This window comes from Lacrimispora sp. (assembly GCF_031982545.1).
Classification (GTDB): domain Bacteria; phylum Bacillota; class Clostridia; order Lachnospirales; family Lachnospiraceae; genus Lacrimispora.
In genome coordinates, this window is sequence record NZ_DALYXB010000015.1 from 61,451 (window position 1) to 87,688 (window position 26,238).

General features: G+C 44.4%; 24 protein-coding genes and 1 riboswitch. Of the genes, 12 read left to right on the forward strand and 12 right to left on the reverse strand.

What is annotated here, in order from left to right; translation table 11 throughout:
* Positions 1 to 49: 49 nt before the first annotated feature.
* From ABS301_RS21650 to ABS301_RS21675, 6 genes are all read right to left on the reverse strand, one after another.
* Entirely contained in the window at positions 50 to 1,018 is a 969-nt protein-coding gene (locus tag ABS301_RS21650) for an ABC transporter permease (RefSeq protein ID WP_349674184.1), read from the reverse strand.
* An 18-nt stretch (positions 1,019 to 1,036) separates the two neighbouring features.
* Positions 1,037 to 2,524 carry a sugar ABC transporter ATP-binding protein gene (locus ABS301_RS21655; protein WP_349674239.1) on the reverse strand — a complete coding sequence of 496 codons (1,488 nt, stop codon included), beginning with the start codon at positions 2,522 to 2,524 and terminating at the stop codon, positions 1,037 to 1,039.
* 114 nt (positions 2,525 to 2,638) lie between these two features.
* Complete coding sequence (locus ABS301_RS21660; protein WP_349674185.1) at positions 2,639 to 3,745, reverse strand: sugar ABC transporter substrate-binding protein; 1,107 nt, start codon at positions 3,743 to 3,745, stop codon at positions 2,639 to 2,641.
* Positions 3,746 to 3,924: 179 nt separating this feature from the next.
* Positions 3,925 to 4,605, reverse strand: a complete 681-nt coding sequence (locus ABS301_RS21665) for a D-lyxose/D-mannose family sugar isomerase (RefSeq protein ID WP_349674186.1) — start codon at positions 4,603 to 4,605, stop codon at positions 3,925 to 3,927.
* A 5-nt stretch (positions 4,606 to 4,610) separates the two neighbouring features.
* Positions 4,611 to 5,483: a class II fructose-bisphosphate aldolase gene (locus ABS301_RS21670; RefSeq protein WP_349674187.1), complete on the reverse strand. Its 873-nt coding sequence runs from the start codon at positions 5,481 to 5,483 to the stop codon at positions 4,611 to 4,613.
* Positions 5,484 to 5,503: 20 nt separating this feature from the next.
* Positions 5,504 to 6,640, reverse strand: a complete 1,137-nt coding sequence (locus ABS301_RS21675; protein ID WP_349674188.1) for a carbohydrate kinase family protein — start codon at positions 6,638 to 6,640, stop codon at positions 5,504 to 5,506.
* A 325-nt stretch (positions 6,641 to 6,965) separates the two neighbouring features.
* Between ABS301_RS21675 and ABS301_RS21680 the strand changes: the two genes are divergently transcribed.
* From ABS301_RS21680 to eutC, 4 genes are read left to right on the forward strand one after another with little or no spacing between them, the layout of a single operon-like run.
* Entirely contained in the window at positions 6,966 to 8,357 is a 1,392-nt protein-coding gene (locus ABS301_RS21680) for an ethanolamine ammonia-lyase reactivating factor EutA (protein WP_349674189.1), read from the forward strand.
* A gap of 28 nt (positions 8,358 to 8,385) precedes the next feature.
* Complete coding sequence (eat, locus tag ABS301_RS21685; protein WP_349674190.1) at positions 8,386 to 9,714, forward strand: ethanolamine permease; 1,329 nt, start codon at positions 8,386 to 8,388, stop codon at positions 9,712 to 9,714.
* 12 nt (positions 9,715 to 9,726) lie between these two features.
* The gene (locus ABS301_RS21690; protein WP_349674191.1) at positions 9,727 to 11,094 is read left to right on the forward strand and encodes an ethanolamine ammonia-lyase subunit EutB; all 1,368 of its coding nucleotides are present in this window, start codon (positions 9,727 to 9,729) and stop codon (positions 11,092 to 11,094) included.
* Positions 11,095 to 11,865 (forward strand): ethanolamine ammonia-lyase subunit EutC, encoded by a 771-nt coding sequence (gene eutC / locus ABS301_RS21695; protein ID WP_349674192.1) that lies wholly within the window; start codon positions 11,095 to 11,097, stop codon positions 11,863 to 11,865.
* Positions 11,866 to 11,926: 61 nt separating this feature from the next.
* Here the strand turns inward: eutC and ABS301_RS21700 are convergent, their stop codons facing one another.
* On the reverse strand, positions 11,927 to 12,793 hold the full coding sequence (locus ABS301_RS21700) for an EFR1 family ferrodoxin (RefSeq protein ID WP_349674193.1): 867 nt from the start codon (positions 12,791 to 12,793) through the stop codon (positions 11,927 to 11,929).
* Positions 12,794 to 12,993: 200 nt separating this feature from the next.
* Between ABS301_RS21700 and ABS301_RS21705 the strand changes: the two genes are divergently transcribed.
* From ABS301_RS21705 to ABS301_RS21715, 3 genes are read left to right on the forward strand one after another with little or no spacing between them, the layout of a single operon-like run.
* A complete protein-coding gene (locus tag ABS301_RS21705) occupies positions 12,994 to 14,247 on the forward strand; it encodes an ABC transporter substrate-binding protein (RefSeq protein WP_349674194.1) in 1,254 nt (417 codons plus the stop codon).
* Positions 14,244 to 14,945 (forward strand): GTP-binding protein, encoded by a 702-nt coding sequence (locus ABS301_RS21710; RefSeq protein WP_349674195.1) that lies wholly within the window; start codon positions 14,244 to 14,246, stop codon positions 14,943 to 14,945. The genes ABS301_RS21705 and ABS301_RS21710 overlap by 4 nt, the downstream gene beginning before the upstream one ends.
* Positions 14,942 to 15,949, forward strand: a complete 1,008-nt coding sequence (locus tag ABS301_RS21715) for an ATP-binding cassette domain-containing protein (protein ID WP_349674196.1) — start codon at positions 14,942 to 14,944, stop codon at positions 15,947 to 15,949. The genes ABS301_RS21710 and ABS301_RS21715 overlap by 4 nt, the downstream gene beginning before the upstream one ends.
* Positions 15,950 to 16,010: 61 nt before the next feature.
* Here the strand turns inward: ABS301_RS21715 and ribH are convergent, their stop codons facing one another.
* The 4 genes from ribH to ribD are packed head-to-tail and all read right to left on the reverse strand — an operon-like array spanning position 16,011 to position 19,442.
* Entirely contained in the window at positions 16,011 to 16,478 is a 468-nt protein-coding gene (gene ribH, locus ABS301_RS21720; protein ID WP_349674197.1) for a 6,7-dimethyl-8-ribityllumazine synthase, read from the reverse strand.
* A gap of 19 nt (positions 16,479 to 16,497) precedes the next feature.
* Positions 16,498 to 17,697: a bifunctional 3,4-dihydroxy-2-butanone-4-phosphate synthase/GTP cyclohydrolase II gene (locus tag ABS301_RS21725; RefSeq protein WP_349674198.1), complete on the reverse strand. Its 1,200-nt coding sequence runs from the start codon at positions 17,695 to 17,697 to the stop codon at positions 16,498 to 16,500.
* 10 nt (positions 17,698 to 17,707) lie between these two features.
* Positions 17,708 to 18,355, reverse strand: coding sequence for a riboflavin synthase (gene ribE / locus ABS301_RS21730; RefSeq protein ID WP_349674199.1), 648 nt, complete (start codon positions 18,353 to 18,355; stop codon positions 17,708 to 17,710).
* On the reverse strand, positions 18,336 to 19,442 hold the full coding sequence (gene ribD, locus ABS301_RS21735; RefSeq protein ID WP_349674200.1) for a bifunctional diaminohydroxyphosphoribosylaminopyrimidine deaminase/5-amino-6-(5-phosphoribosylamino)uracil reductase RibD: 1,107 nt from the start codon (positions 19,440 to 19,442) through the stop codon (positions 18,336 to 18,338). Before ribD ends, ribE begins: the two co-directional genes overlap by 20 nt.
* 165 nt (positions 19,443 to 19,607) lie before the next feature.
* A riboswitch (FMN riboswitch) is annotated at positions 19,608 to 19,722 on the reverse strand.
* A gap of 248 nt (positions 19,723 to 19,970) precedes the next feature.
* On the opposite strand from ribD, the gene sufC reads away from it, so the two are divergent.
* From sufC to sufU, 5 genes are read left to right on the forward strand one after another with little or no spacing between them, the layout of a single operon-like run.
* The gene (gene sufC / locus ABS301_RS21740) at positions 19,971 to 20,735 is read left to right on the forward strand and encodes a Fe-S cluster assembly ATPase SufC (protein WP_349674201.1); all 765 of its coding nucleotides are present in this window, start codon (positions 19,971 to 19,973) and stop codon (positions 20,733 to 20,735) included.
* The gene (sufB, locus tag ABS301_RS21745) at positions 20,722 to 22,140 is read left to right on the forward strand and encodes a Fe-S cluster assembly protein SufB (RefSeq protein ID WP_349674202.1); all 1,419 of its coding nucleotides are present in this window, start codon (positions 20,722 to 20,724) and stop codon (positions 22,138 to 22,140) included. The genes sufC and sufB overlap by 14 nt, the downstream gene beginning before the upstream one ends.
* Positions 22,141 to 22,156: 16 nt before the next feature.
* Positions 22,157 to 23,242, forward strand: a complete 1,086-nt coding sequence (locus ABS301_RS21750; RefSeq protein ID WP_349674203.1) for a SufB/SufD family protein — start codon at positions 22,157 to 22,159, stop codon at positions 23,240 to 23,242.
* The gene (locus ABS301_RS21755; RefSeq protein ID WP_502877994.1) at positions 23,220 to 24,446 is read left to right on the forward strand and encodes a cysteine desulfurase; all 1,227 of its coding nucleotides are present in this window, start codon (positions 23,220 to 23,222) and stop codon (positions 24,444 to 24,446) included. The genes ABS301_RS21750 and ABS301_RS21755 overlap by 23 nt, the downstream gene beginning before the upstream one ends.
* On the forward strand, positions 24,436 to 24,879 hold the full coding sequence (gene sufU, locus ABS301_RS21760; protein ID WP_349674205.1) for a Fe-S cluster assembly sulfur transfer protein SufU: 444 nt from the start codon (positions 24,436 to 24,438) through the stop codon (positions 24,877 to 24,879). The genes ABS301_RS21755 and sufU overlap by 11 nt, the downstream gene beginning before the upstream one ends.
* Positions 24,880 to 25,007: 128 nt before the next feature.
* On the opposite strand, the gene pepT is transcribed toward sufU, so the two are convergent.
* Positions 25,008 to 26,234, reverse strand: a complete 1,227-nt coding sequence (pepT, locus tag ABS301_RS21765) for a peptidase T (RefSeq protein WP_349674206.1) — start codon at positions 26,232 to 26,234, stop codon at positions 25,008 to 25,010.
* Between the last annotated feature and the right edge of the window lie 4 nt (positions 26,235 to 26,238).

Genomic DNA, 26,238 nt, shown 5'->3' on the forward strand with positions numbered 1-26,238 from the left:
CAAAAAGCGTTTCACTGTTAAGGAAACGCTCCCTGCTCTCTTAAGAATTCTAGCCCTTTTTCTTGTTCCGCAAGTAGTCTACAAATACCGCCAGAAGAATGACGATACCCTTTACCACATACTGCCAGAATGAGTTGACATTCAAAAGATTCAGTCCGTTGTTTAATACACCAATAATCAGTCCTCCGATAATGGTGCCTCCGATTTTACCGGAACCTCCTGCCATGGAAGTTCCTCCAACCACAACTGCCGCAATGGCGTCCATTTCTGCTCCGTCTCCTGCAGTGGGCTGCCCGGAATACATACGGGAAGCCAGAACAACACCCGCAAGACCTGCCATAAGTCCAGAATAGGTATGTACCAGTAATTTTACTCTTGCCGTACTGATTCCGGAGAATCTGGCGGCCTGGGAATTACCTCCCACCGCATAGATGTGGCGTCCCAGCTTTGTCTTATTCATAATAACTGCAGTAATGATTAACACAAATACCAGGATTATAACAGGTGTGGGAACTCCTCCAATGTAGCCGGCACCAAGAAACTGCCATTTCTTCGTAACGACTCTTACGGGAGAACCGCCTGTATAAACGTAGGCCAGACCTTTTGCCACATTCATGGTGGCAAGTGTAACAATAAACGGCGGTATGGTTGTTTTGGAGATAACCACGCCGTTTGCCATACCAACTGCCGTACCCATAAGAACGCCGATTAATATCGCTGCAAATATGGGGAGATTATAACGTGCCACACAGCCTGCGGCAACACAGCCGGACAGGGCTATAATGGAACCTACGGAAAGGTCGATTCCTCCTAAAATAATAACCATGGTCATTCCGCACGCAAGGAATAAGTTGGATGAAATCTGCCTCAGTACATTAAATATATTTTTATGTGTCAGAAATACACCGCTGGTTTTTGGAAATATGGACAGGAAAATACACAGAATCAGCAGTGCACCGATAATTCCGATGTTATCTTTTAAATACTGTTTTACATTTTTTTGAATTCTTGTTGTCATCTGATTTCGCCCTCTTTCCTACTTGGCTGCCAGCTTCATAATCTGTTCCTGGGTTATGTTTTCGCTATGGTGGAAACAGCCGGTGGTTCTTCCGTCACACATGACATATACCCGGTCGCTCATGTTAAGAATTTCCGGCAGTTCGGAAGAAATCATGATAATTGACATTCCCTCTTTGACCAGTTCATTCATGGTTGCATATATTTCAGATTTCGCCCCTACATCTACACCTCTGGTGGGCTCATCAAGAATCAGGATGTCAGGAGAAGTGGCCAGCCATCTTCCGATCATGACCTTCTGCTGGTTTCCACCGGATAAGTTTCCAATCAGCTGTTCCTGGGATGGAGTCTTTGTATCCATCATTTCAATATATTTTCCGGTTATTTCATCTTCTTTTTTCTGATTGACCAGTATGCCTTTGATAAAAGATTTAAGCACTTCGATTGTGGAGTTAAAGCGCACGCTCTGCACCGGATAAAGGCCTTCCTGCTTCCGGTCCTCCGGCACCAGTGCTATTTTGTAGTTCATGGCATCTAACGGAGATTTAATCTTTGCCGGTTTTCCATTTACATAGATTTCCCCGGACAGACACGGAGTCAGACCAAAAACACATTTCATGGTTTCACTTCTTCCCGCGCCCACTAATCCGGCAAAGCCGATGATCTCTCCCTGACGCAGTTCAAAGCTGGCTCCTTTTACCATCTTGCCATCTGTTATGTTTTCACATTTTAATACAACATCACCCGGTTCTCTATAATCCCGGGTATAATATTTTGTCAGTTCCCGCCCGACCATCATGGAGATTAACTGATCTCTTGAAGTGTCCTTCACAACTTTTGTTCCCACATAGGTGCCATCCCTTAAAACAGTCACCCGGTCGCAGATCTGCTCCAACTCATCCATTTTATGGGAAATATATATAATTCCCACACCTTTTTGGGTCAGCATACGCATGGTCTGAAACAGAAATTCCACCTCTTTATCCGATATGGAGGAGGTTGGCTCATCCATGACCAGTATTTTTGAACGGTAGGAAATAGCTTTTACGATTTCCACCATCTGCTGCTGGGCAATGGTTAAATCCTTGACAAAGGCTCCCGGAGAGATGCTCATATGATAATCATCTAAAAGCGCTCCTGCTTCCCGCTCCATTGTCTCATGGTCTATAAAACCACCTTTCCCAGGTTCCCGTCCAAGAAAGATATTTTCTGCAACGGTCATATGAGGGACCAGTACCAGTTCCTGATGGATGATGGAAATTCCGTTGGCATGAGAAGCATTTACTCCGTCAATAACCACGTTCTGTCCTTCAATGAAAATTTCTCCCTCTTCTGCAATATAAATTCCGCCTAATACCTTGATTAACGTGGATTTTCCAGCTCCGTTTTCACCAAGAAGGGCATGAACTTCCCCAGGGAACAGTTCAAAATCTACTCCCTGCAATGCATTGACTCCCGGGAAGGATTTGTGTATATTTTTCATTTGAAGCAGAATTTTTTCACTCATATATTCACCTGCCTGTTCGTTATCCATTTATGACGTCCAGTCTGGAAAAAAGGCACCGCCTCCCGTTGCATGTAACACGCTTGTTCCAGGAGGCATGGCTCCTCTTATCTGTATTTACTGCCAGCCGTCTGTGCCATAATCCTTTACATTCTCTGATGTAATGAGGAATGTTTCCACGGGATACCGGTCAGCGACTTCTTCCCCGTTTAAGTATGAGTACATAATGTTAACGGCAGACTGAGCGATTTTAACTGGTGACTGAGCGCCGCTTCCTTCAATGAGGGAAGTACCGGTGGCAATTTCCGCCTTAATATCAGGAGAACCGTCTACACCATAGATTTTGCAGTCCTTAATGCCTGCCGCATTTGCAGCTGCCAGTGCGCCCAGTGCAGTGGGATCATTTCCGCCGAAGATGGCAACCACATTACCATGAGCCTGAAGTAAATCTTCTGCAATTCCCATGGAGACCTCTAAATTTCCCTTTGCATCCTGCTGGGCAACAATATTGAAGTTATGGCTTTTAATGGCATCCAAAAATCCATTTGTTCTGTCTGTGACGGAATTCATGGTTGGGGAATCAAGAACAATGATATCTCCGCCATTTGGACATTTCTTTACTAAATCTTCTCCGCATACGAAGCCTGCATTATAGTTGTCAGAGCCGGTGTAAGAAATCAGATAGGACATATCAGCTACTTCTGTATCAAAGCCTACCGTCGGAATCTTAGCTTCTTTTAACTGATCCAGAGCGGGAAGGATTCCTTCTGCTTCTGCCGGATTCATAAACATGGCATCAATCTTCTGTGAGACCAGATCCTCAACCTGGGTAATCTGAAGAGTTACATCATTGGCCGGATCAACTGAAACCAGTTCGTCTCCCTGAGCTTCAATCATTTCCCTCATGGTCTTTTCGATTGTTACAAAGAATGGATTGGTACCGTCCATACAGGTATATCCGAATTTATAATGCTTACTTGGATCTTTCTTTTTTACATTTGCGTCTGCCATGTTTACGGCAGATTCTGATTTTACTGCAGATTTGGTTTCTGTTTTTGCCTCTGCTTTTGTTTCACCTTTTGTTTCCGTTTCTGTGGTCTCCGCTGCTTTTGTTGATTCAGGTGCCTTTGTTTCTGGTTCCCCATTGCTGCAGCCTGCCACAGACATTACGGCAAGTGCTGCGCACATCAGAATTGCGGCAAGCTTTTTTGTGCTTTTTTTCATGGTAAATCCTCCTTATACATTATATAATTGTGTTATATGCTGCATAAATATCATAACACTCTGTCGTTTTTAAAACATGTGCACAATGTAATTAGTTTTTCATTACATTTGTCATATTCAATATGCTGTATTAAGTGAATCCGGATTGGCCATGCCTGAAATTTCATCACATTGCACAATTACTCTACATTAGGGTATTCGTTGCAAAGGAGGCGGTAAGGGGGCTCGTCTTCTTCTATTTTGGGGAAGCGGCCGATTGGCCGGTAAAATCGGTTATCTTCCTGATCATCGTTACACATGGATACTTCACCAAGCAGCACTGGACCGGAATGGGGTTCCACATGAAAATCATGGTAGAGATAAGGATAAATGGTAATGCTCTCCCCAGGGTGCAGTGTTACCACGGTTCCGGCAGGAACCATATAAGTTCTTCCATCCCTGTTAACTGTTACGTCAGAATCAGAAAAACCTCCGTCTGGGTCGGATTCGTAAACACGGATCTGCACATTGCCTCCCCCTCTGTTTATAATATCCTCCATTTTTGTCCAGTGGAAATGCATGGCGGCTGACTGTCCTTCTTTTAAGAAGAGCAGCTTTTCTGCATAGTTTTTTGTATATTTCTTTTGCTTTACATTCCCATTTCGAAGAGTAATCAGTGAAAAACCGGTCCGGTCAAAATCCCCAAGCCCGAAATCCGTAATATCCCAGCCAAGCATATTGTCACGTATTTCATCGTAGTCATGTCCTTTTTCCCTCCATTCCCCGGGAGTAAAGCTGCAGAAAGGCGGAAGGGAAAATCCACATGTCTGAATCATCTGTTCCATATCCTTTAAGGCTTTGTTAACTTCAGAACGTTTCATCCCATTCAGCTCTCTTTCTGTTTCATACCAGAAAATACTTTAATGGTATGGAGTACGTCTTTTTTCATTGCCTCCACTCCCCAAAGGGTCACATCATGGTAAAATACCACATCCTCTGCATTAGCGGCTTTTTCTTTCACATACATGCCTCCGGCCTTTGCCAGATAGGTATAATAATTAATCTTACGGACCCCACATTTGATGCACTGATAAAAATCTTCATCGCTGATCCCGGAACCTCCGTGCATGACAATGGGGAGAGTCACTTTGTCCCGAATCCGGCTGATTCTGTCAAGGTCCAGATTGGGTTTTTTTAAATAGAGTCCGTGTACCGTGCCAAAGGAACAGGCCAATGCGTCGATTCCGGTAAGTGAAGTAAATGCTTCGGCCTGATCGGGATCTGTGTAGCAGCTTTCGGCCGCTTCATTGCCCTCGTCCTCTCCCACGCTTTTGAATTCTTCTCTGCCCATTGCACCGATTTCTCCTTCAACAGAAGCTCCATATGCGGCCGCAAGTTCCACTGCAATTTGAGTACCTGCAGCATTTTCCTCAAAAGAAAGGGCGGAACCATCGTACATAATGGAGGTGAATCCCATGTCCAGCGCCTGTTTTAACTTCTTAAAATCGTCTCCGTGATCTAAGTGTACTGCTACGGGAACGGCCGCATGTTCTGCCATCATAACCATGATGGGTCCCATTATGGTAAGGGGAATAATTGTTTCATGGACAGGTGCAAACTGTAAAATGACCGGCTGTCCGGTTTCCTCCGCAGCGCCTAATACTGCCTGGATTCCTTCCAGAGAAGTAATATTAAAGGCACCTACAGCAATATTTCTGGCTTCTGCCAGGTTAAGAATTGATTTCATGGTAACAAGCATATGTAATTCCTCCTTTTCATTTATGGCAGGATTCGTTTCTGTTCTTCCCACCCGTTTTTGATTTTTTTCTCTAATGTTTTAAAAGGCAACAGCCCGCTTACTGTATCATAAGCAGTCACACAGGAAGCACCTGTTGCCGACGCGAGTTTCACACATTCTTCTGGAGAACGTTTCTCCAGCATGGCTTTAATAAATGCGGCAATACTGGTATCTCCGGCTCCGGTGGCGGAAAGAATCCGGTCTGGCAGAAAGCTGTTCTGGAAGTAAGAAATATCTGCCCAGCCTTTTAAGAAATCCGGTCCATCTGCAAACGCCTGTCTTGAAGTTGTCTTTAAGTACATTCCGGCTGCACCGCATTTTAAAAGAACTGCCTTTGCGCCCAGCTGCAGGGCCTGGTCTGCAATGGTTTCCACATCTTTTTTTAAAGAGAGAATGGAGGTAATATCATCGCCGTCAGCAATTTCCTGCCATTTCTCATAGAGGGGACGGTTTAACAAAAACCCCAGTTCTTCGATACTGGGTACAAAAAAATCCACATAGGGAAGCACGGAATCAAAAATCCGCTCCCAGCGGCAGGATGCAGCTTCCGATTCCGGATCCACCGCCGCTAAATCCAGCGAAGTGGTAAGTCCAAGCTCTTTAATGCGGTAAAAAAGCTCTTTTAATTCCAGTCCGTCATTCTGGTAAAACCGTTTCATCAGTGTAGGATAACCAAAATGAAAATGAGCTGCTTTTGCCATTTTACTAAAATCCACATGCTCAAAGCCAAAGGTGTCATTACAACCGGGATTATGAAGAAATAACCGGTCAACCCCCTTTGGTGCCAGAACAATTGTGTAGGATGTATCCTCTCCGGGAATAACCGTAATACAGCTTTCACACCCTCTTTCCTGTATCTTTCCTTTTAGGATCTGTCCAAAGTCATCATCCCCTGTGTTTGCCATTAAAAGAACATCTGCTCCCAGCGCATGCAGCCCAAGGCCTGTATTAAAAACCGCTCCGCCTCCGCATATGTTGGCTTTTCCCACTTCTAAAAGTTTACCTGGCTGGAAGGACCTTAAAATTTTCCTTCCGTCACTGCATTTAAAGACCGGCGTAATATCCAGGGAAATGTGACCGGCGACAATTATTTTTTTATTTCCCGCCTCATCTGGCATATAAATACCCCCTTTCCTGTCTTCATCATAGCAACCGCAGGAGGAAAGTCAATGATATTTATGCATATATTACTACACGGCTTGTCTATATGACATTTGTCATGTGAATATTGCACAATGGTTTTTTCTTTCCTACTTAAGATTCTAACGATATAAAGACTTTTTCATTTTACTGTTGACAAATGAATACAAAATCCTTATATTAATTGTTAATATAAAAACTTCATACGAAATATGAAAGACGAAGACGTTTCCTGCCAGGAAATCCCCTTCGTCTTTTTTATTTGTTCATTCGTTTGTGAAGCTGCCGGAAGGAGGTATATGGTTGTACAGTATTGGCGTGGATATAGGAACCAGTACAACGGAAATTATTATCAGCAATATTAAGATCTCAACCAGAATGGGGCCTTCCCTTCTTCCCACCACTAAAATCGATGAGACTGAGGTTATCTATCGTAGTCCGGTTATCTTCACACCACTGATTTCAAGAGATATCATAGATTTTGAACAGATCCGGGAACGGGTAAAGGCGGCTATGAAAGAAAGTGGAATTGATAAGAAGAACATAGAAACCGGAGCCGTTATCATTACGGGGGAAACAGCCAGAAAGGAAAATGCCCGGCAGGTGAACATCTGGTTATCAGAGTATCTGGGTGATTTTGTTGTTGCTACCGCAGGACCCGGGCTGGAAGCGGTTTTAGCCGGGAGGGGAGCCGGAATTAGCAAAGAATCAAAAAGAAGGAGCAGAAGAATCATTAACCTGGATATCGGAGGGGGAACTTTAAATGCGGCTGTATTCGACTGCGGTATCTGTACGGATTCCTTTGCAATGGATATTGGCGGAAGGCTGATAAAACTGGATGCCACTGGCCGTGTAACCTATATTTCAGACCGGATTCTCCATATCATTACCAGTCATAAACTGACAATCAGACAGGGAGAAACTGCTGATATCAAAATGCTGGAAAGTTTCTGTTCTTATCTGGCTGACAGCTGCCTTGAGGCACTTGGTTTACGTGAAATGAATGAGGATACTATCCCCTTGTACATCACAGATTTTACCATTCCAAAGAATCTTGATTTTATATCCATATCCGGCGGAGTGGGCGAATACGTGGGATCATTAAACGATAATGAAGACCATGCAGAATGGTTTCAGTATGGTGACATCGGTCCTTTGCTTGGAATCAAAATCACTCAGGCTCTTACCCCCTATAAGAGCAGGCTTATCATTCCAGAGGAAAAAATAAGGGCAACCGTAATCGGAGCAGGAAGCCACTCTCTGTCCGTCAGCGGAAGTACGGTAGGTGTTGAACCATCTATTTTACCTATGCGAAATATTCCAATAGTTAAATGCCCGGCAGCTGCCAGCCAGTGGGAAGATGTATATAGAAGTACCAGACCTCTTATGGAGCTTTATGAGGATGAAGTTCTTGCAGTGAGTATAAAAGGGAAAAAAAGTCCCGGATACGGAGAACTTAAACTTCTTGCAAATCAGATTGCCAGACTTTATGAGGGATTAAAAAGTCCTGTAATTGTGCTTTTAAAAGAAGACTTTGCAAAAGCACTGAGTCAGATGATCCGGATTCATACGCCATGCAGCAGACCGGTTATCTGCCTGGATCAGATCCAGGTTGAGAACGGTGATTACATAGATATCGGATCACCGGTTGGAAGCGCGGTACCCGTTGTGATTAAAACATTAGTGTATCAATAAAAACAAGAAAAATCAGGAGGATTCCATTATGGAAGAAAAAAATTTGAACAAAGCTCTTACACCGGTTAAGCTATGGGCGATTATTGTAGGTGCAGTTGTATCCGGTATGTATTTTGGCTGGAATTACCTGTTTGAAAAGACTAATTTTACAGGAGCTTTGATTGCAACATTCATTGTCACACTTTTCTATGTCTCTTTTGTCTTTTGTTACTCAGAGCTGGCAACAGCCATCCCGTCTGCAGCTGGTCCAACCGCATATGCAGAAAAATCATTCGGTAAGTTCGCCGGTTTTATAGCCGGTTTCTCCATACTCCTTGAGTATATTTTTGCAACACCGGGAATTGCACTTTCCATTGGTGCATATGTTCATGGACTGTTTCCTGTTATCCCGGCAAATATCGCCGCTATTACAGCCTTCTGTATCTTTGTCTTCATCAATATCCGGGGAATAGAATCTGCCGCCATCGTCAGTGTGATTGTTACGGCAGTGGCGATTCTTGGAGTAGCTGTTTATTTTATCCTTGGAATTCCAACTGTAGATGTACACGGTCTGTTCTCTTCCGGAGCTTCCATGAACGGTATGCATGGCGTATTTGCTGCCATTCCATTTGTAGTCTGGTTTTATCTGGCTGTGGAGTCAGGAGCAATGGGGGCGGAAGAATGTAAAAATCCACAAAAAGACATACCAAAAGCATTTATATCGGGAATCGGCGCACTGGTTGTAATGGCAGTTGCTGTCCTTATTGTTACTGCCGGAAACTCTGCCACGGATTTATCTGCAGTTGCTTCCTCCGATAATCCACTTCCAGCAATTTTATCAAAAGTCTATGGTGAAAATTCATTCCTTGTAAAATTAGTAGGATTTTTTGGATTATTCGGCCTGGCGGCAAGTCTTCATGGAATTATGATCGGATATTCCAGGCAGGCATACGCCATGTCCAGAAGCGGTTATCTTCCAAAAGCACTTTCAAATCTTGACAAAAATGGTACTCCGGTCTTTGCTCTTGTGAGCACCAGCCTGATTGGTCTCTTTTTTGTAATCACCGGAAATGTTGGCAGCCTGGTTGTTTTCTCCTGCATCGGCTCGTCAGTTATGGCAGTTTTATCCATTGCCTCCTGGTTTGTTCTAAGGAAAAAAGAGCCGGAACTGGCACGTCCATACCGGTTAAAATCCGCGCTGATTCCAACCATTGCAGCAATTACCTGTGCAGTAGTCGTAGTTGCCCTCGTGGTTTCCCAGGCCTCTCTTTTGTTCCTGGCTGCCATTGTTTATGCAGCTGCTGTTCTTTATTACCTTGTAAAAGATAAGGTTTTTGCAAATGGATTTGTATCCACAGAAAATGAAATGGAAGCATAGGAGGCCGGTACGGTGAAATTAAAGACAAGATTATTCGGTAAAACCTACGAATTTCGTTCCGTCAGGGAAGTCCTGGCAAAAGCGAATGAAGAAAAATCCGGTGATACACTGGCTGGAATTGCCGCAGAAGATGCAGCAGAACGCATTGCTGCCAAAATTGTACTTGCCGATTTATCCGTTTCTGATTTACGGAACCATCCGGTAGTTGATTATGAAACCGATGAAGTCACAAGAGTCATTCAGGATGGAGTGGATGAGGATGCCTATAAAAAAATCAAATCCATAACCCTTGGAGAACTGCGGGAATTTATTCTGGCCTCTCCCGCTGCTGCCATTGAAGAGATTCGTGATGGTCTCACTGCCGAAGTGATAGCAGGTGTGACAAAACTGATGAGCAATCTTGATATCATTGTGGCTTCTAAAAAGCTGATTGTTCCGGCCACCTGCAATACAACAATCGGACTTCCGGGAACCCTGGCATCCAGGCTGCAGCCCAATCATCCCACAGACAGCTTTGAAGGGGTTATGGCATCTGTGTTTGAAGGAATTTCCTATGCAAACGGCGATGCATTAATCGGTTTAAACCCTGCCATAGATACTGTGGAGCAAACGGATAAAATTTTGCGGGCGTTCCGTGATTTTATGGATAAATGGCAGATTCCCACCCAGAACTGTGTCCTTTCCCACGTTACCACCCAGATGGAGGCTTTGAAAAAAGGCAGTCCTATGGATTTAATGTTTCAATCCATAGCCGGATCACAGATCTCTAATACGGCATTTGGAATCAGCACTGCCTTAATGGATGAGGCTTATGAACTGATGAAGGAAAAGAAAAGCTCCAAAGGTCCCAACTTCATGTATTTTGAAACAGGTCAGGGATCTGAACTTTCCTCAGAAGGCCATCATGATGCGGATCAGCTGGTAATGGAAGCACGGTGCTACGGATTTGCCAAACGTTACCACCCTTACTGTGTCAATACAGTAGTAGGTTTTATTGGACCAGAATATTTATATGACGGAGCTCAGGTAATCCGTGCCGGACTGGAAGATCATTTTATGGGAAAACTGACCGGTATCCCCATGGGCTGCGATGTCTGTTATACCAATCACATGAAAGCCAGTCAGAATGACCTGGAAAACTTAGGTGTCCTCCTTGCCAGTGCCGGTGTCAATTATGTAATGGGAATACCGGCAGGGGATGATATTATGCTGATGTATCAGTCATCCAGTTATCATGACGCAGCAGCCTTTCGGGAAACAAGCGGAAAACGCCCCATGAGAGAATTTGAAAAACGCATGGAGGAACTGGGTATTATGGAAGACGGACAACTGACGGAGCGCGCCGGTGATCCCTCTATTTTCACACAGGAGGTGAAGTAAATGGATCAGGATCTTGTAAGGGATATCTCTTCCCTTGATTTAACAGAACGGGTAACAATTAATCAGCCGGCTGACCTACAGTCCTGTGTCAATTTAAAGAAGACTACGGCTGCAAGAATCTGTGTGGGCAAGGCGGGGACCAGACTGAAAACGGAAACCTATCTCCGCTTTCGTGCTGATCATGCTGTCGCCATGGATGCAGTCTGGTCAGAAGTGGATGAAAAAGTGGTGGATCAGCTGGGATTTTTAAAGGTTCAGAGTTTATGCAAAAATAAAGATGAATATATAACAAGGCCAGATCTTGGAAGACGTTTTTCCGATGAAACCCTGAAAATAATCAGGGAAAACTGCAGACACGATGCAGATGTGCAGATTATCGCAGGTGACGGTCTTAGTTCTCCTGCAATTACCAGTAATCTTCCAGATATTTATCCCATGCTTATGGATGGCCTGAAAGAAAAAGGCTATACGACAGGTGATCCAATCTTTGTTAAATTTGCAAGGGTTGGGACTATGGACCGGATCAGTGAAGCATTACATGCTAAAATCACCATTATTCTCATAGGAGAAAGACCTGGTCTTGCAACTGGAGAAAGCTTAAGTGCCTATATGGCATATGAATCAAGTACGGCGAAGCCGGAATCCCAGAGAACGGTGGTTTCCAATATCCATAAGAACGGAATGCCGCCGGTAGAGGCCGGGGCGCAGATTATATCTATTGTAGATGCAATGATGGAGGCAAAAACCAGTGGGATTGGTTTGAAATTATAACTACAAGTCAGGCGGGGTACGGATTCCTATAAAGGAACTCATACCCCGCCTGACTTTCGGCTTATTGTAAATAGTCACTGACGCCCTTCCAGGCACCTTTTAAATAAAACTCAGTCTGTTTGGGACTCATATCTTCTGACTCCTGTTTTTTATACTTCTGTATATGAAAACCGTCTTTTAAAACTGCAGAGGTTAAGATTCCTGGTTTCAGTACATGAACCGGACAGGAATAGATGCATCTTAAGCACAAAATACAACGAAAGCCGAATTTGGGAATTCCCCGATCCATTTTAATGTTCCGGGTCGGGCATTTTTGCGAGCATTTCCCGCAGTGAGTGCATTGTGAGGAGGGGCGGATGGAGGCGCCGAAAAATCTCGCGCCCAGATGTTCTCCCTTTCCAAGTATTGCAAGAAAACGATCCTGGGGCTTTGCCATCAGAAAACGATGCTCTCCGTTGAGGATATCTTCAATCATTTCTTTTGTTTTTACCGGTAATATACGTAATAATTGCTGATTAATTTCATCTCCTGCATCGATACCGAAATTAGATGGCATCACGATCATTTTTTCATAGATCAGATGATATCCTTTTTTCTTTAACATCCGTCTGCAGGCCATGGTGCAGGCTGTATTGGGTGAGATATCCCCTCCTCCGGACACAGGTACGATCACAACCATGGCTCTGCTGGATCGTGGAAGACCTTTGACCCATTTCTCAGTAATGGAGGCCAGGCGGAAGGCATATACAGGTGAAAATATCACCAGGAGATCCGGCGGTTTTAAATTTCCCGGATCATGATTTTCCAGACTGACGGTTTTGCTTTCCAACCCCTTCTTTGCCAATTGTTGTGCGAAACACAGACAGACTTCTTTTGTACAACCAGTCCCTGAAAAATAAGCCAGGGTGATTTTTTTTGGTTTTAACAATGGTATTCCCCCTCTGCGAATCAAATTTTTATGAATTCATCATACTATCTCAGTGATGAAAAAGATAGTGCCTTAACAAGAAATAATATCAAAACTATTTGAATTAAGTTGTTTTTACAACAAACAAAACAGAGAATCTATGATATGATAAACGTAATTTCAGAAACCAACTTACAATTAACATAGAGAAAGGAACTATTATGTCAAATTATTTTAAAGCTTCTGATACGATCTTTCATATCACGGAAACCTATCCGGAAACCATTGAAGTGTTTATTGCCAATGGTTTTGAGAATTTAAGCAATCCCGTTATGCGCAGAACTCTTGGAAAAACCATTTCTTTAGAAACAGCATTGGCAATGAGAAAGGTAAACCAGGAACTTTTTATAAAGAAACTGGAGGAAGTAATCGGTCAGAAGGCGCCCAGCCTGACGGACGGTCTTACTCCTGCACAATCAGAGAATAAAGGGGATATCCGTATCGAGGGCGTACTGCCCTGCCCCATCCGCATTCCTCTTTTAGAAAAATTTGAATCCTGGCTTGAGGAAAATAAAGACTCCCTTGGATATGAGGTGGAGTATCATTTAAAATCTGCAAACCTGGGACTTGATGATGTAAAGGATCGGGTTATTTTAGCAGATGGAAATCCTGACGGTCTGTCAGACCTTTATCTTTCAGCCGGTTTTGATTTATTCTTTGACAAAAAGATGATTGGCGGTTATCAGGATTTAGGCGTATTTGAAGATCTTTCCGGTATGGAACATTTAAACACTGATCTTGATAATGAGAACTTATCACTGAAGGACCCAAAAAACCAGTATGCCATTATCGGAATTGTTCCTGCAGTTTTCATGGTTAACACCAATGTATTAGGAGACCGCCCATTTCCTGAGAGCTGGGCAGATTTAATGAAGCCGGAGTTTGAAAACAGCATCAGCCTTCCCATGAAGGATCTGGATATGTTTAATGCATTTTTGCTTCACATCTACCGCTTTTATGGGGAAGAAGGAATCGAAAAGATGGGGAAAGCCCTCTTACAGAGCATGCATCCGGCTCAGATGATCAAATCCCACAAGTTAAAGGATGGAAATAAGATTCCCGCCATTACAGTTGCACCTTATTTCTTTGCAAGCATGACAGATGAGAAAAGCCCTATGCGTCCGGTATGGCCAAAGGATGGAGCCATAATCAGTCCGATTTTCCTGCTGGCAAAATCAAAGAATAAGGATAAGGTAAAACCTTTCGTTGATCTTTTATATTCAAAAGATATTGGAGATATTCTTTCTTCTAACGGAAAATTTCCGTCTACCAATCCCCTGGTGGACAATCAGCTGAAACCCTACCAGAATTTCATGTGGATAGGCTGGGATTTTATACACAACAATGATATTGGAGAATTAATCAAGAAAATAGAAAAGCTGTTCTTTGCGGCTGCTCAGAAGGAGTTCTTATGAATCTGATTGTATTTTCAGGCCCGCCCTCTTCCGGTAAGACCTCGGTCATTTTAAAAACGATTTCTTCCTTTCATAATAAGAACATTAAAGTGGGCGTGGTGAAATTTGACTGTCTTTATACAGACGATGACGTTGCTTATGAAAAAGCAGGAATCCCTGTGAAAAAGGGCTTATCCGGTGCTTTATGCCCGGATCACTTCTTTGCTTCCAATATTGAAGAGGTGGTTAACTGGGGAAATAAAGAAAAGCTTGATCTGCTTATCACAGAATCGGCAGGTCTGTGCAACCGCTGTTCCCCTTATTTAAAAGAAGTAAAGGGAGTTTGTGTGATCGACAACTTATCCGGTATCAATACCCCTAAAAAAATCGGTCCCATGTTAAAATCCGCTGATTTCGTTGTGATTACCAAAGGTGATATCGTTTCCCAGGCAGAACGGGAGGTATTTGCTTCCTGTGTCAGCTCTGTAAACCCAAGAGCCATTACGATGCATGTAAACGGACTGACCGGACAGGGAGCTTACGAACTGGCAAGCCTTCTTTATGATGAAAACCAGAACATACAGACCGTCCAGGGAATGCAGCTTCGTTTTCCCATGCCTTCCGCCCTGTGCTCCTATTGTCTTGGCGAAACAAGAATCGGAGAAGCCTATCAGATGGGTAATGTAAAGAAAATTGATTTAGGCGGTGATAAAAAATGACAAATATAAGCATAAAAAAACTGCTGGAGGAATATCCGTTTGCTGTTTCATATTTTGAACAGAATAAGCTTACCATCGCTGGATTTGAAGATCAGACATTTGAAGAATTTTTAAATCATTTTTCAGAGGATGAACTGGAAGATCAGGCGATTGATAAAGCAAAGCTTTTGTCAGACCTGCCTCTGTATCTGGATCAGATGCGTCAGTTTTTGGGAATGGAAAATGACCGGCTGGTGCATTCCCTGACAATTTTACCAGGTCATGACAAATCGGGAACAGTGGAAGGATTTGAGGAACTGACCGTAGAAACATCCCAGATTATATCCATAGTGGGTCCTACCGGTTCAGGAAAAAGCCGGCTCTTAGCAGATATTGAGTGGACGGCTCAAAATGACACTCCTACCGGACGCAGTATTTTAATCAACGGCGAAGTCCCTGATATGAAGTGGCGTTACTCCTCAAATAACAAGCTGGTAGCCCAGCTTTCCCAGAACATGAACTTTGTTATGGACTTAACAGTAGTTGACTTTTTGCGGATGCATGCGGAAAGCCGTATGGTTCAGGACCCTCAGTCTGTAATAGACCGAATTATTGCCGCAGCCAATGATCTGGCAGGAGAAAAATTTGAACTTTCCACACCGGTTACCAGCTTAAGCGGCGGACAGTCCAGAGCACTAATGATTGCAGATACTGCCATATTAAGCTCCTCTCCCATTGTCTTAATTGATGAAATAGAAAATGCCGGAATTGACCGGAAAAAGGCATTAAAACTTCTTGTGACATCAGATAAGATCGTATTGATGGCAACCCACGATCCCCTTCTTGCATTAATGGCAGACAAGCGGATTGTCATTAAAAATGGTGGTATCAATCATGTGATTTATACCAGTGAAGAAGAAAAACAGCTGCTTGATAAGTTGGAGAAAATAGATTCCCTTATCCAGACCGCACGCCAGGAACTTCGGTCAGGAAATACACTTTCTCCTGACCTGCTGGCAAATTAAAAAAATATTGTTGATCCTCCAATCAGGTTTAAACAGCCTGAATTGGAGGATCTTTTTTGATTTAACTCTCTATCCCGCGGATTAAATTAACCATCTCAATGGCTCCCGCTGCGCAGTCGAACCCTTTGTTGCCTGCTTTCGTTCCAGCCCGCTCAATTGCCTGTTCAATATTTTCTGTCGTCAGGACTCCAAACATGACCGGAATTCCACTGCTTAAGGATACCTGGGCAATGCCCTTGGAGACCTCACTGCAAACGTAATCGTAGTGAGTGGTGCTGCCGCGAATGACCGCACCCAGACATATGACAGCATCATATTTGCCGCAGCCTGCCATCTTGGAAGCGATCAGCGGGATCTCAAAAGCTCCGGGTACCCATGCTACTTCTATATCCTCCTCACTGATCCCATGCCGTTTTAAACAATCCACAGCGCCACCAAGAAGCTTTGATGTTATAAATTCATTGAAACGTGCGGCTACAATGCCGATGCGGATTTTCTCTGATACCAGTGTTCCTTCAAAAACTTTCATTTTAAATTCTCCTTTATGATTAATAGTGTAAAATGTGTCCCATTTTGTTCTGCTTGGTTTTTAAATAAAACAGATCATGATCATTTGCCGGAATCTGTATCGGAACCCGCTCTGTAATTTCCATACCAAAGCCAGACAGTCCATACACCTTATCCGGATTATTGGTAAGCAGGCGCAGGGTTTTAACTCCCAATTCCCTCAGAATCTGAGCCCCGATGTAATATTCTCTGGGATCGCCTTCAAAGCCTAAAGCAAGGTTGGCTTCCAGAGTATCCATGCCTTTGTCCTGCAGGGCGTAAGCACGCAGTTTGTTAACCAGTCCGATGCCTCTGCCTTCCTGACGCATATAAAGGAGTATGCCTCTGCCTTCCTGTTCAATCTGGGTCATGGCGGCAGCAAGCTGCTGTCCGCAGTCACAGCGCATGGAGCCGAACGCATCTCCAGTCAGGCACTCAGAATGAACACGGCACAAAATGTTTTCTCCATCACCGATTTCGCCTTTTACAAGAGCGACATGATGCTCTCCGTTTAATTTATTGATAAAGCAGTAAGCTTTAAAATCTCCATATTTTGTAGGCATGTCGCTGATTGATGTCTGCTCCACCAGCCTGTCGTGTTTTTTGCGGTATTCCTGCAATGCAGCAATGGTAATAAAGGGAATCTTCCACGTTTCAGCCAGCTTTATCAGTTCAGGAGTCCGCATCATGGTACCATCCTCTCCCATAATCTCACAGCAAAGCCCACATTCCTTCAGCCCTGCCAGATGCATGAGATCCACGGTGGCTTCTGTGTGTCCTCCCCGCTCCAACACTCCGTTTCGTTTTGCAAGCAGTGGAAACATATGCCCGGGACGACGGAAATCTTCTGCTTTTGCTGTATCCTCCACACATTTTATTGCAGTCAGTGATCGCTCTGCTGCGGAGATCCCCGTAGTGGTATCCCCATGATCCATAGATACAGTAAAGGCAGTGGAATGATTGTCAGTGTTTTCAGAAATCATCTGGGGCAAATCCAGACGGCGGCACAACTCTTCATTCATGGGCATGCAGATCAGCCCTTTCCCATGTGTAGCCATAAAGTTAATATTTTCGGTGGTGGCAAACTGGGCGGCGCAGATGAAATCGCCTTCATTTTCCCGTCCCTCATCGTCTGTTACAAGGATGATTTTTCCCTGCTGAAGCCATTCAAGCGCCTCTTCTATGGTATTATACTTAAACATTTTACTCCTCCTAATAGCCAGATTTTGTTAAGAATTCTCTTGTGATACCGCTTGGCTGCGGTTTATCCGTTGCCGATAATAAAAATTTTTCCATGTATTTCCCCACAAGGTCATTTTCCAGATTAACCAGATCACCAGCTTTTTTATATGACAGGGTGGTGGATTTTACGGTATGGGGGATAGCAGAGATACAAAACTCCGTATTATTTACGGTTGCCACTGTCAGACTGATGCCATCCACTGCAATGGAGCCTTTCTCTACGATATAACGGAGGATCCTGCTGTCAGCGGCAATGGTGTACCAGATGGCATTGTCATCCTTACGAACGGACATTATCTTACCTGTTCCATCGATATGACCAGAAACAATGTGTCCGCCAAATCGTCCGTCAGCCGCCATTGCCCGTTCCAGATTAACAGAATCGCCAGGATTCAGCTTACCAAGACAGGAACGGTTTAAGGTCTCATGCATCACATCTGCCTGGAAGGTATGGGAAGAAAGACCGGCTGCCGTTAAGCATACGCCGTTTACTGCGACACTGTCCCCAATTGCCAGATCATCGAAAATCACCCTGCCCTGTATGGTCAGCGTAGCGGACTGAGCACCCTTTTTTAATTCCTTCAGTACGCCTGTTTCTTCAATAATTCCTGTGAACATTAGGCATTACCTCGCTTTCAATTAAAATATCTTCGCCCCAATAGGATACTGCAGTGTTTGTGAGAAGAAAGCAATCTTTTGGACTGGGTACACCAAGTCCTGCAACTGGTGATTTCCCGTTTGATCCTCCAAAAAGCTTTGGAGCAATGTAAGTCTGCACTTTGTTTACGATTCCTGCCTGCAATGCTGACCAGTTAAGCGTACCGCCGCCTTCCAACAATATGCTGTCAATTTTTTCTTCACCAAGCTTTGTCATGAGCTCTGATAAATCCAAATGTCCATGGGACTGTTTTACCGGGAGAATCCGGCATCCAGCGTCTCCATAGGCCTGCTGTGCCTGCAGATCGCTGCAGGATGTTGCGATTAAAGTCGGAACCTCATTTGCAGTCTTCACAATGTTTGATGTAAGCGGAAGCCGCAGATTTGTATCGCAGATAATGCGAAGGGGATTGCGTCCTCCCTCTGTCCGGCAGGTAAGAAGGGGATCATCTGCCAGAACGGTTCCAATTCCCACCATTATGGCACTGTAACGAAGCCTGTCTTTTTGTACGTTTTCCCTTGCAGCTTTCCCAGTTATCCATTTGGAGTCACCTGTATATGCCGCGGTTTTTCCGTCCATGGTCATGGCATATTTCATGACAACATATGGCTTTCCCGACTGGATAAAATGGAAAAATACTTCATTGAGCCTGTCACACTCCGATTTTCGGATTCCCTCTGTGACTTCAATTCCTTTTTCCAGCAGTTGTTTGATCCCCTTTCCTTTGACCAAAGGGTTAGGATCCAAACTTCCCACCACAACTCTGCGGATTCCTGCATTTAGAATAGCTTCTGTACAGGGAGGGGTCTTTCCATAGTGGCAGCAGGGTTCCAGTGTCACATAAAGAGTGGCTCCTTCCGGAGATTCTTCACAGCTGGCAAGGGCATTTATTTCTGCGTGAGGAGCCCCAAACTTGGCATGGTATCCTGTGCCAATCACCCTGCCTTCTTTTACAAGGACAGCTCCAACCATTGGATTGGGATTTACAAAGCCGCACCCCTTTTTTGCAAGCTCCAGGGCCATACCCATACATTCCATGTCGTCCATATCACACCACCTTTCATTCAAAAAAAATGCCTTGAACACAGGGTTCAGGGCATTTTTCCGGCAATCCATCCATTGTTTATGACCATCAACACAAAAAGCTCTGAAATGAAAGGATCATTCCAGAGCGTGTTAATCAGCAGATATATCATAAATATGAAAAAGCTGCATCATCTTCTTTCATCCAGACTTTACTGTCGGCTTCGGAGTTACACCGAATCATGCCTTGCGGCTCGTGGGCTATACCACCGGTAGGGAATCTCACCCTGCCCTGAAGATTGTTGTTCAATTGGGGTTATAATACTCCCCCATGAGATAAATGTCAAGTAAAATGTATGAATCCCACCTCCTCTGCTTCATTTTATTTCTGCAAACTGTTCTGAAACGTTAAAATCCTCACTATTATAATAAAAAAATTTAAATCATGCTTGCAATTCATACTGTTTTGGTATAGTATGAAAACACAAAGATATGTTAGTAAATACTAACCATTAAATTCCCATTCGGGGAATAAAGGAGGTTGATTAATATATGAGTCATTCATTACTTGAAATTAAAGATTTAATTGTTTCTGTGGAAGATAAAATAATACTAAACGGCATTAATCTTACCATAGGCACAGGAGAACTTCATGTCCTTATGGGACCAAACGGAACAGGAAAATCCACTCTTGTATCTGCCATTATGGGGGATCCCCGGTTTCAGATTGAAAGCGGTCAGATTCTTTTAGATGGGAAGGATATCACAGAAATGAAAGCAGACGAAAGAGCAAAAGCCGGTGTCTTTCTTTCATTCCAGGTACCGGAAGAGATTCCGGGTGTCACTTTGGAAGATTTTCTCCGCACAGCGAAAGGCTCCCTTGAAAAACGTCCCCCAAAAATCCTGCAATTTAAAAAGGAACTGAAAGAACAGATGAAAGCGTTGGATATGGATCCCAGTTATGCGGAACGGTACTTAAATGTTGGCTTTTCCGGCGGTGAAAAAAAGAAAACGGAAATTCTCCAGCTTCTTATGCTTCAGCCAAAGCTGGCTCTTTTAGACGAAACGGATTCCGGTCTTGATGTGGATGCGGTCCGTACCGTTACAAAAGGGATCCGGGCCTTTAAAAACCGGAAAAACGGACTTTTCATCATTACACATAATGCCAGAATTTTAGAAGGTCTTGACGTGGATGTGGTACATGTACTGGAAGGAGGCAAAATAGCCTATACCGGCGGTCAGGAACTGATTTCAAAAATTACACAGGATGGATTTGGCGTACTGGGAAAGGGGGGTGGACTCCATGAAGGACTTTAAGCAGGAAAAAACAAGAGTCGACCAGGCTGACCGGACCATTTATGATGTAAAAGACAGGCTGGATCCGGCTTTCCTTATGGACTCCGGTATTACTCCGGAGATTGTGAATCAGATTTCAAAGGAAAAAAATGAACCGGAATGGATGCGTCTGTTCCGCCTTAAATCATTGAAATTATATAATGAAATACCGCTTCCCACCTGGGGGCCATCTCTTGACGAACTGAATATGGATCAGATTGTCACTTATGTCCGTCCCAAATCAACCATGAAAGCCAAGTGGTCCGATGTACCAGACGATATCAAGGAGACATTTGAACGTCTTGGAATTCCTAAAGCGGAGCGGAAATCTCTGGCAGGTGTGGGGGCACAGTACGACTCTGAAGTGGTTTACCACAATGTCCGTGCAGAGGTTGCTTCCCAAGGCGTGGTCTATACCGATATTGAGAGCGCTCTTACCGGCCCTTACAGTGAAATGATACGAAAGCATTTTATGAAACTGGTACCTCCGTCTGACCACAAGTTTGCGGCTCTTCACGGAGCGGTCTGGTCCGGAGGTTCTTTTGTTTATGTCCCTGCAGGAGTTACGGTTGAAATCCCGCTCCAGTCCTATTTCAGGCTTAACGCGCCGGGTGCGGGTCAGTTTGAGCATACCCTGATTATTGTAGAGGAAGGAGCCTATCTTCATTTCATAGAAGGCTGTTCCGCTCCCAGATACTACGTTGCCAATCTGCATGCAGGCTGTGTGGAACTGTATGTTGGTAAAAATGCAAGACTCCGCTACTCCACCATCGAAAACTGGTCCAAGAATATGTACAATTTAAACACAAAACGCGCCTCAGTGGAGGAAGGCGGAACTGTTGAGTGGATCTCAGGATCCTTTGGCTCCCATATCTCCTACCTATACCCCATGAGCATTTTAAAAGGGAAAAAGGCACGTATGGAGTTTACAGGCATCACATTTGCTGGAGAAGGCCAGAACCTGGATACAGGTGCGAAGGTTCTCCACGCTGCGCCGGATACCACCTCTCACATCTCAACCAAATCCATATCCAGGGATGGAGGCAATTCCACATTCCGAAGCGTGGTAACTGTAACGGAAAAAGCAGAAGGAAGCAAATCAGCGGTTTCCTGTGAATCACTGATGCTTGACAGTATTTCCCGTTCCGATACCATACCGGTTATGGATATCTCCTGTAATCAGGCAGATATTGGTCATGAGGCAAAAATCGGAAGAATCAGTGAATCCGCAATTTTCTATCTGATGAGCCGCGGTCTGTCCGAGGATGATGCAAGAGCTTTAATCGTAGGCGGTTTTGCAGAACCCATTGCAAAAGAGCTGCCGTTAGAATATGCGGTGGAAATGAACAATTTAATTCATCTTGAAATGAAAGGAAGCATTGGCTGAAAGGAGGAACAGAACTATGAACACACAAATTAATCGACTCCCCGTTCCTACCTGGAACCGGACGGGAGTAAACTGGCTGGATCAAAAAGCACTGCCTCCTGACAGAGAATATTTACAAGGCAGACACCTTCCTTATGACGGCATTCTTCCTGATGGAATCACTCTGATGGATCATCTCCCGGCGGACGTTGCTGAAATTAAAAGTGGTATGGGGGAATGGCTGGATGAATTTATCAGAAATGGCGCAGATAAAACCTGTTACTTATTGGGGAATGGCATTGCCAGTGAACCTGTTATCATCATACAGAATCTGGATCTTACCCATCCGGTTATCAGAACTCATTATGCCATAAAAGCAAAGCCGGGAAGTAACCTTACTGTCGTTCAGATTAATCGAGGGGATGCAAAAGACGGTGTTATTGAAAATTTAACTCAGATAGATGCCCAGGCAGATTCCTTTGTCCGTCTTATTTCTGTCCAGTTGCTGGGAAAGAACAGCCAGAGCTTTGATGCCGTTGGCGCGCGCATTGGAAAAGGCGCAAAAGTAGAACTGATCCGTGCCGTATTTGGCGGAAAGACAGCTGCCTGCGGATCAATGGCTCATCTGGAAGGTCAGGGAGGAGGCTATCAGCAGGACACTGCATACTTCACTGATGAGGATCAGATTTTTGACTTTAATGACATTGCCAGCCACATTGGCCGGGAAACAGTTAGTGAAATGCATACCGCCGGAGTTCTCTCAGGCCACAGCAGCAAGATTTTAAGAGGAACCATTGACTTTAAAGCAGGATCTGCACACTCCGTGGGACACGAAAATGAAACCGTACTTCTGTTAAGCCCCAGTGCCAGAAACAGAACGGTTCCCTTAATCCTTTGCGGAGAAGAGGCTGTGGAAGGACAGCATGCAGCCACTCTGGGCCGGTTTGATGAGAAACAGCTCTACTATCTCTGTTCCAGAGGACTTAGTCTGATGGAGGCAAAGCGTATGCTGGTAGAAGCCCGTTTTATGCCGGTGCTTAACAAAATCACTCAGGACGATCTGCGCCAGGAGATTCTGACTATCATTGAAAGGAGGCTTGATGAACATGAAATCAGTTCGTGATCAGTTTCCCATACTTTCCGTCCCGGAAAATGAAAAGAGACTGATATACTTAGATAATGCAGCAACTTCCTTCAAGCCTCTTTCCGTTTTAAAGGCAGTGGATGATTATTACCGCATGGATAATGCCAATCCACACAGGGGCGTTTACACTCTGGGTGTCCGCTCTACAGATATTCATGAGAACGCCAGACTGACCGCAGCCCGCTTTGTAAACGCCAGCCCGGAGGAAATTATTTTTACCCAGAATGCTACAGAAGCCCTCAATCTGGTTGCTTACAGCTACGGCATGGAGCTCTTAAAAGAAGGTGATGAAATTCTTATCTCCGTAGCGGAACATCACAGTAACCTGGTTCCCTGGCAGAGAGTTGCAAAGCACACAGGTTCCAGGCTTGTTTATCTATATCCCGGGCCAGACGGGCGGATTACAGAAGAAGAACTGGATCGGAAAATAAACCCACGTACAAGGCTGATTGCCATTGCCCACGTATCAAATGTACTTGGTACGGAAGCGCCGGTAAAATCCATTGTGGAACGTGCCCGTTTACATGGAGCTGCAGTCGTTTTAGACTGTGCCCAGAGTGTGGCTCATATGCCGGTTGATGTCAAAGAACTGGGCGTGGATTTTGCAGCATTTTCCGGTCATAAAATGTACGCCCCCATGGGCATCGGGGTTCTATACGGCAAAAAAGAACTACTTGATAAAATGCCCCCGTTTTTAAGCGGAGGTGATATGATTGCAAGTGTCCACGAACAGACATCTACCTATGCAGAAGTCCCCCGCCGTTTCGAGGCGGGAACGAGAAATGTAGGCGGAGAAGCGGGTCTTGCGGCAGCCATAGAATATATGAACTCCATAGGCTGGGAAACAATTCGTACCCATGAACACGCCCTGATGGATCAGGCCCTGAAAGGTCTTAATGCTCTGCCCTATATTACCGTATACGGCAGTACCGACAGCCGTGACCGGCATGGGGTCATCTCATTTAATGTAGATGGAGTTCATCCCCATGATACAGCAACAATTCTGGATTCAGAAGGAATTGCAGTCCGTGCCGGCCATCACTGTGCACAGCCATTAATGGAATACCTGGGAATTGGCTCCTGCGTTCGGGCAAGCATTGCCATCTACAATACAGAGGAAGATATTTCGGTATTTTTAAATAGCCTGGGACAGGTAAGGAGGTGGATGGGTTATGGAGCTTAACGCTTTATACAATCAGATTATTGTGGAAAACAGCCGTTCCAATCAAAACCGTCATAAAGTATCGGATGCGACAGCCAGCCTGGAAGGAGTCAATCCCAGCTGCGGCGATGACATCGTTCTGGAGCTTCGGGTGAAGGAAGGAATCATTGAAGATGCCGGTTTTACCGGAGAAGGCTGTGCCATTTCCCAGGCTTCTGCGTCTCTCATGATTGATCTCATTCTTGGAAAGCCGGTAGAGGAGGCCCAGAAACTGCTTCAGACCTTCCTCGGAATGATAAAAGGAGAAATATCAGATGAGGAGCAGTTGGAATTCCTGGAGGATGCAATTGCTCTCCAGGGAATCTCCCATATGCCGGGCAGAGTGAAATGTGCTGTCCTTCCCTGGCACACATTAATGGGAATCCTTGATGAAAAAGAAACAGAAAATAAATAATGACAGCAAAAAACGTCCGGAGCTGGTTTTAGAAATGTATCCTGAAACCGATTCCGGACGTTTTTATTTTTATTCTAACAATAACTTATACTGACAATAACTTTTTCTATCAATACTTTTTCTATCAATTACTTTTCAGCAAACTTTTCAACAATTTTAAGAAGCAGCTTTACTACCTTTTCCATAGACTGAACCGGAACAAATTCAAATTTTCCATGATAATTGTATCCGCCGGTGCAAAGGTTTGGACAGGGAAGTCCTTCATAGGATAAACGTGCTCCATCCGTACCGCCTCTGATGGGAGTAACCAGCGGCTCAATTCCCAGATCTTCCATTGCAGTTCTTGCAATGTCGATCAGGTACATATGAGGCTCAATCTTTTCCTTCATGTTAAAATAGCTGTCTTTTAAAATCAGCTCTACTGTCCCGCTTTGATATCTGTGATTTAAATAATCTGCCACACGGGTCATAAATTCTTTCTTATCTTCAAACTTCTTCTTACTGTGATCACGGATAATATAATCCAGTCTGGCTTCCTCCACAGATCCGCTCATAGAATCCAAGTGGAAGAATCCTTCGTATCCTTCGGTATACATTGGATTTTCAGCTGACGGAAGCATGTTGTGAAATTCCATTCCCATTAAAAGTGCATTTCTCATTCTTCCTTTGGAAGAACCGGGATGGATGCTGGATCCATGAATTAAAACTCTGGCAGAAGCAGCATTGAAGTTTTCGTACTCCAGCTCTCCTAACCCACCGCCATCCACGGTATAAGCAACATCAGCAGCAAACCCTTTCACATCAAAGAAATCTGCCCCTCTGCCCACTTCTTCATCCGGTGTAAATCCGATTCGGATGGTTCCATGAGGAATCTCCGGATGGGCAAGTAAGTATTCCGCCATAGTCATGATCTCAGCCACACCAGCCTTATCATCTGCTCCTAACAGAGTAGTCCCATCTGTAGTGATAATATCCTGTCCGATATATTTTAATAAATCCGGAAAATCTTCCGGGCTCATGGTAAGTCCTGTATCCGCATTCATCAGGATATCCTTACCGTCGTAATTCTTTACGATCTGGGGCTTTACACCGGCGCCTGAGTAGGCCGGTGAGGTATCCATGTGAGCGATAAATCCCAACACCGGGACTGCTTTGTCCATGGTAGCCGGAATGGTTGCATACACATAGCTGTGCTCGTCAATTCTTACATCTGCGGCCTTCATAGCCTGCAATTCTTTTACCAGTTCTTCCGCAAGTATGCGCTGCTTGGAAGTACTTGGCACAGACTCAACCTCATCCTTTGACTGGGTATCATAAGATACATATTTTAAAAAATGATTGATCACTTCTGACATTGTT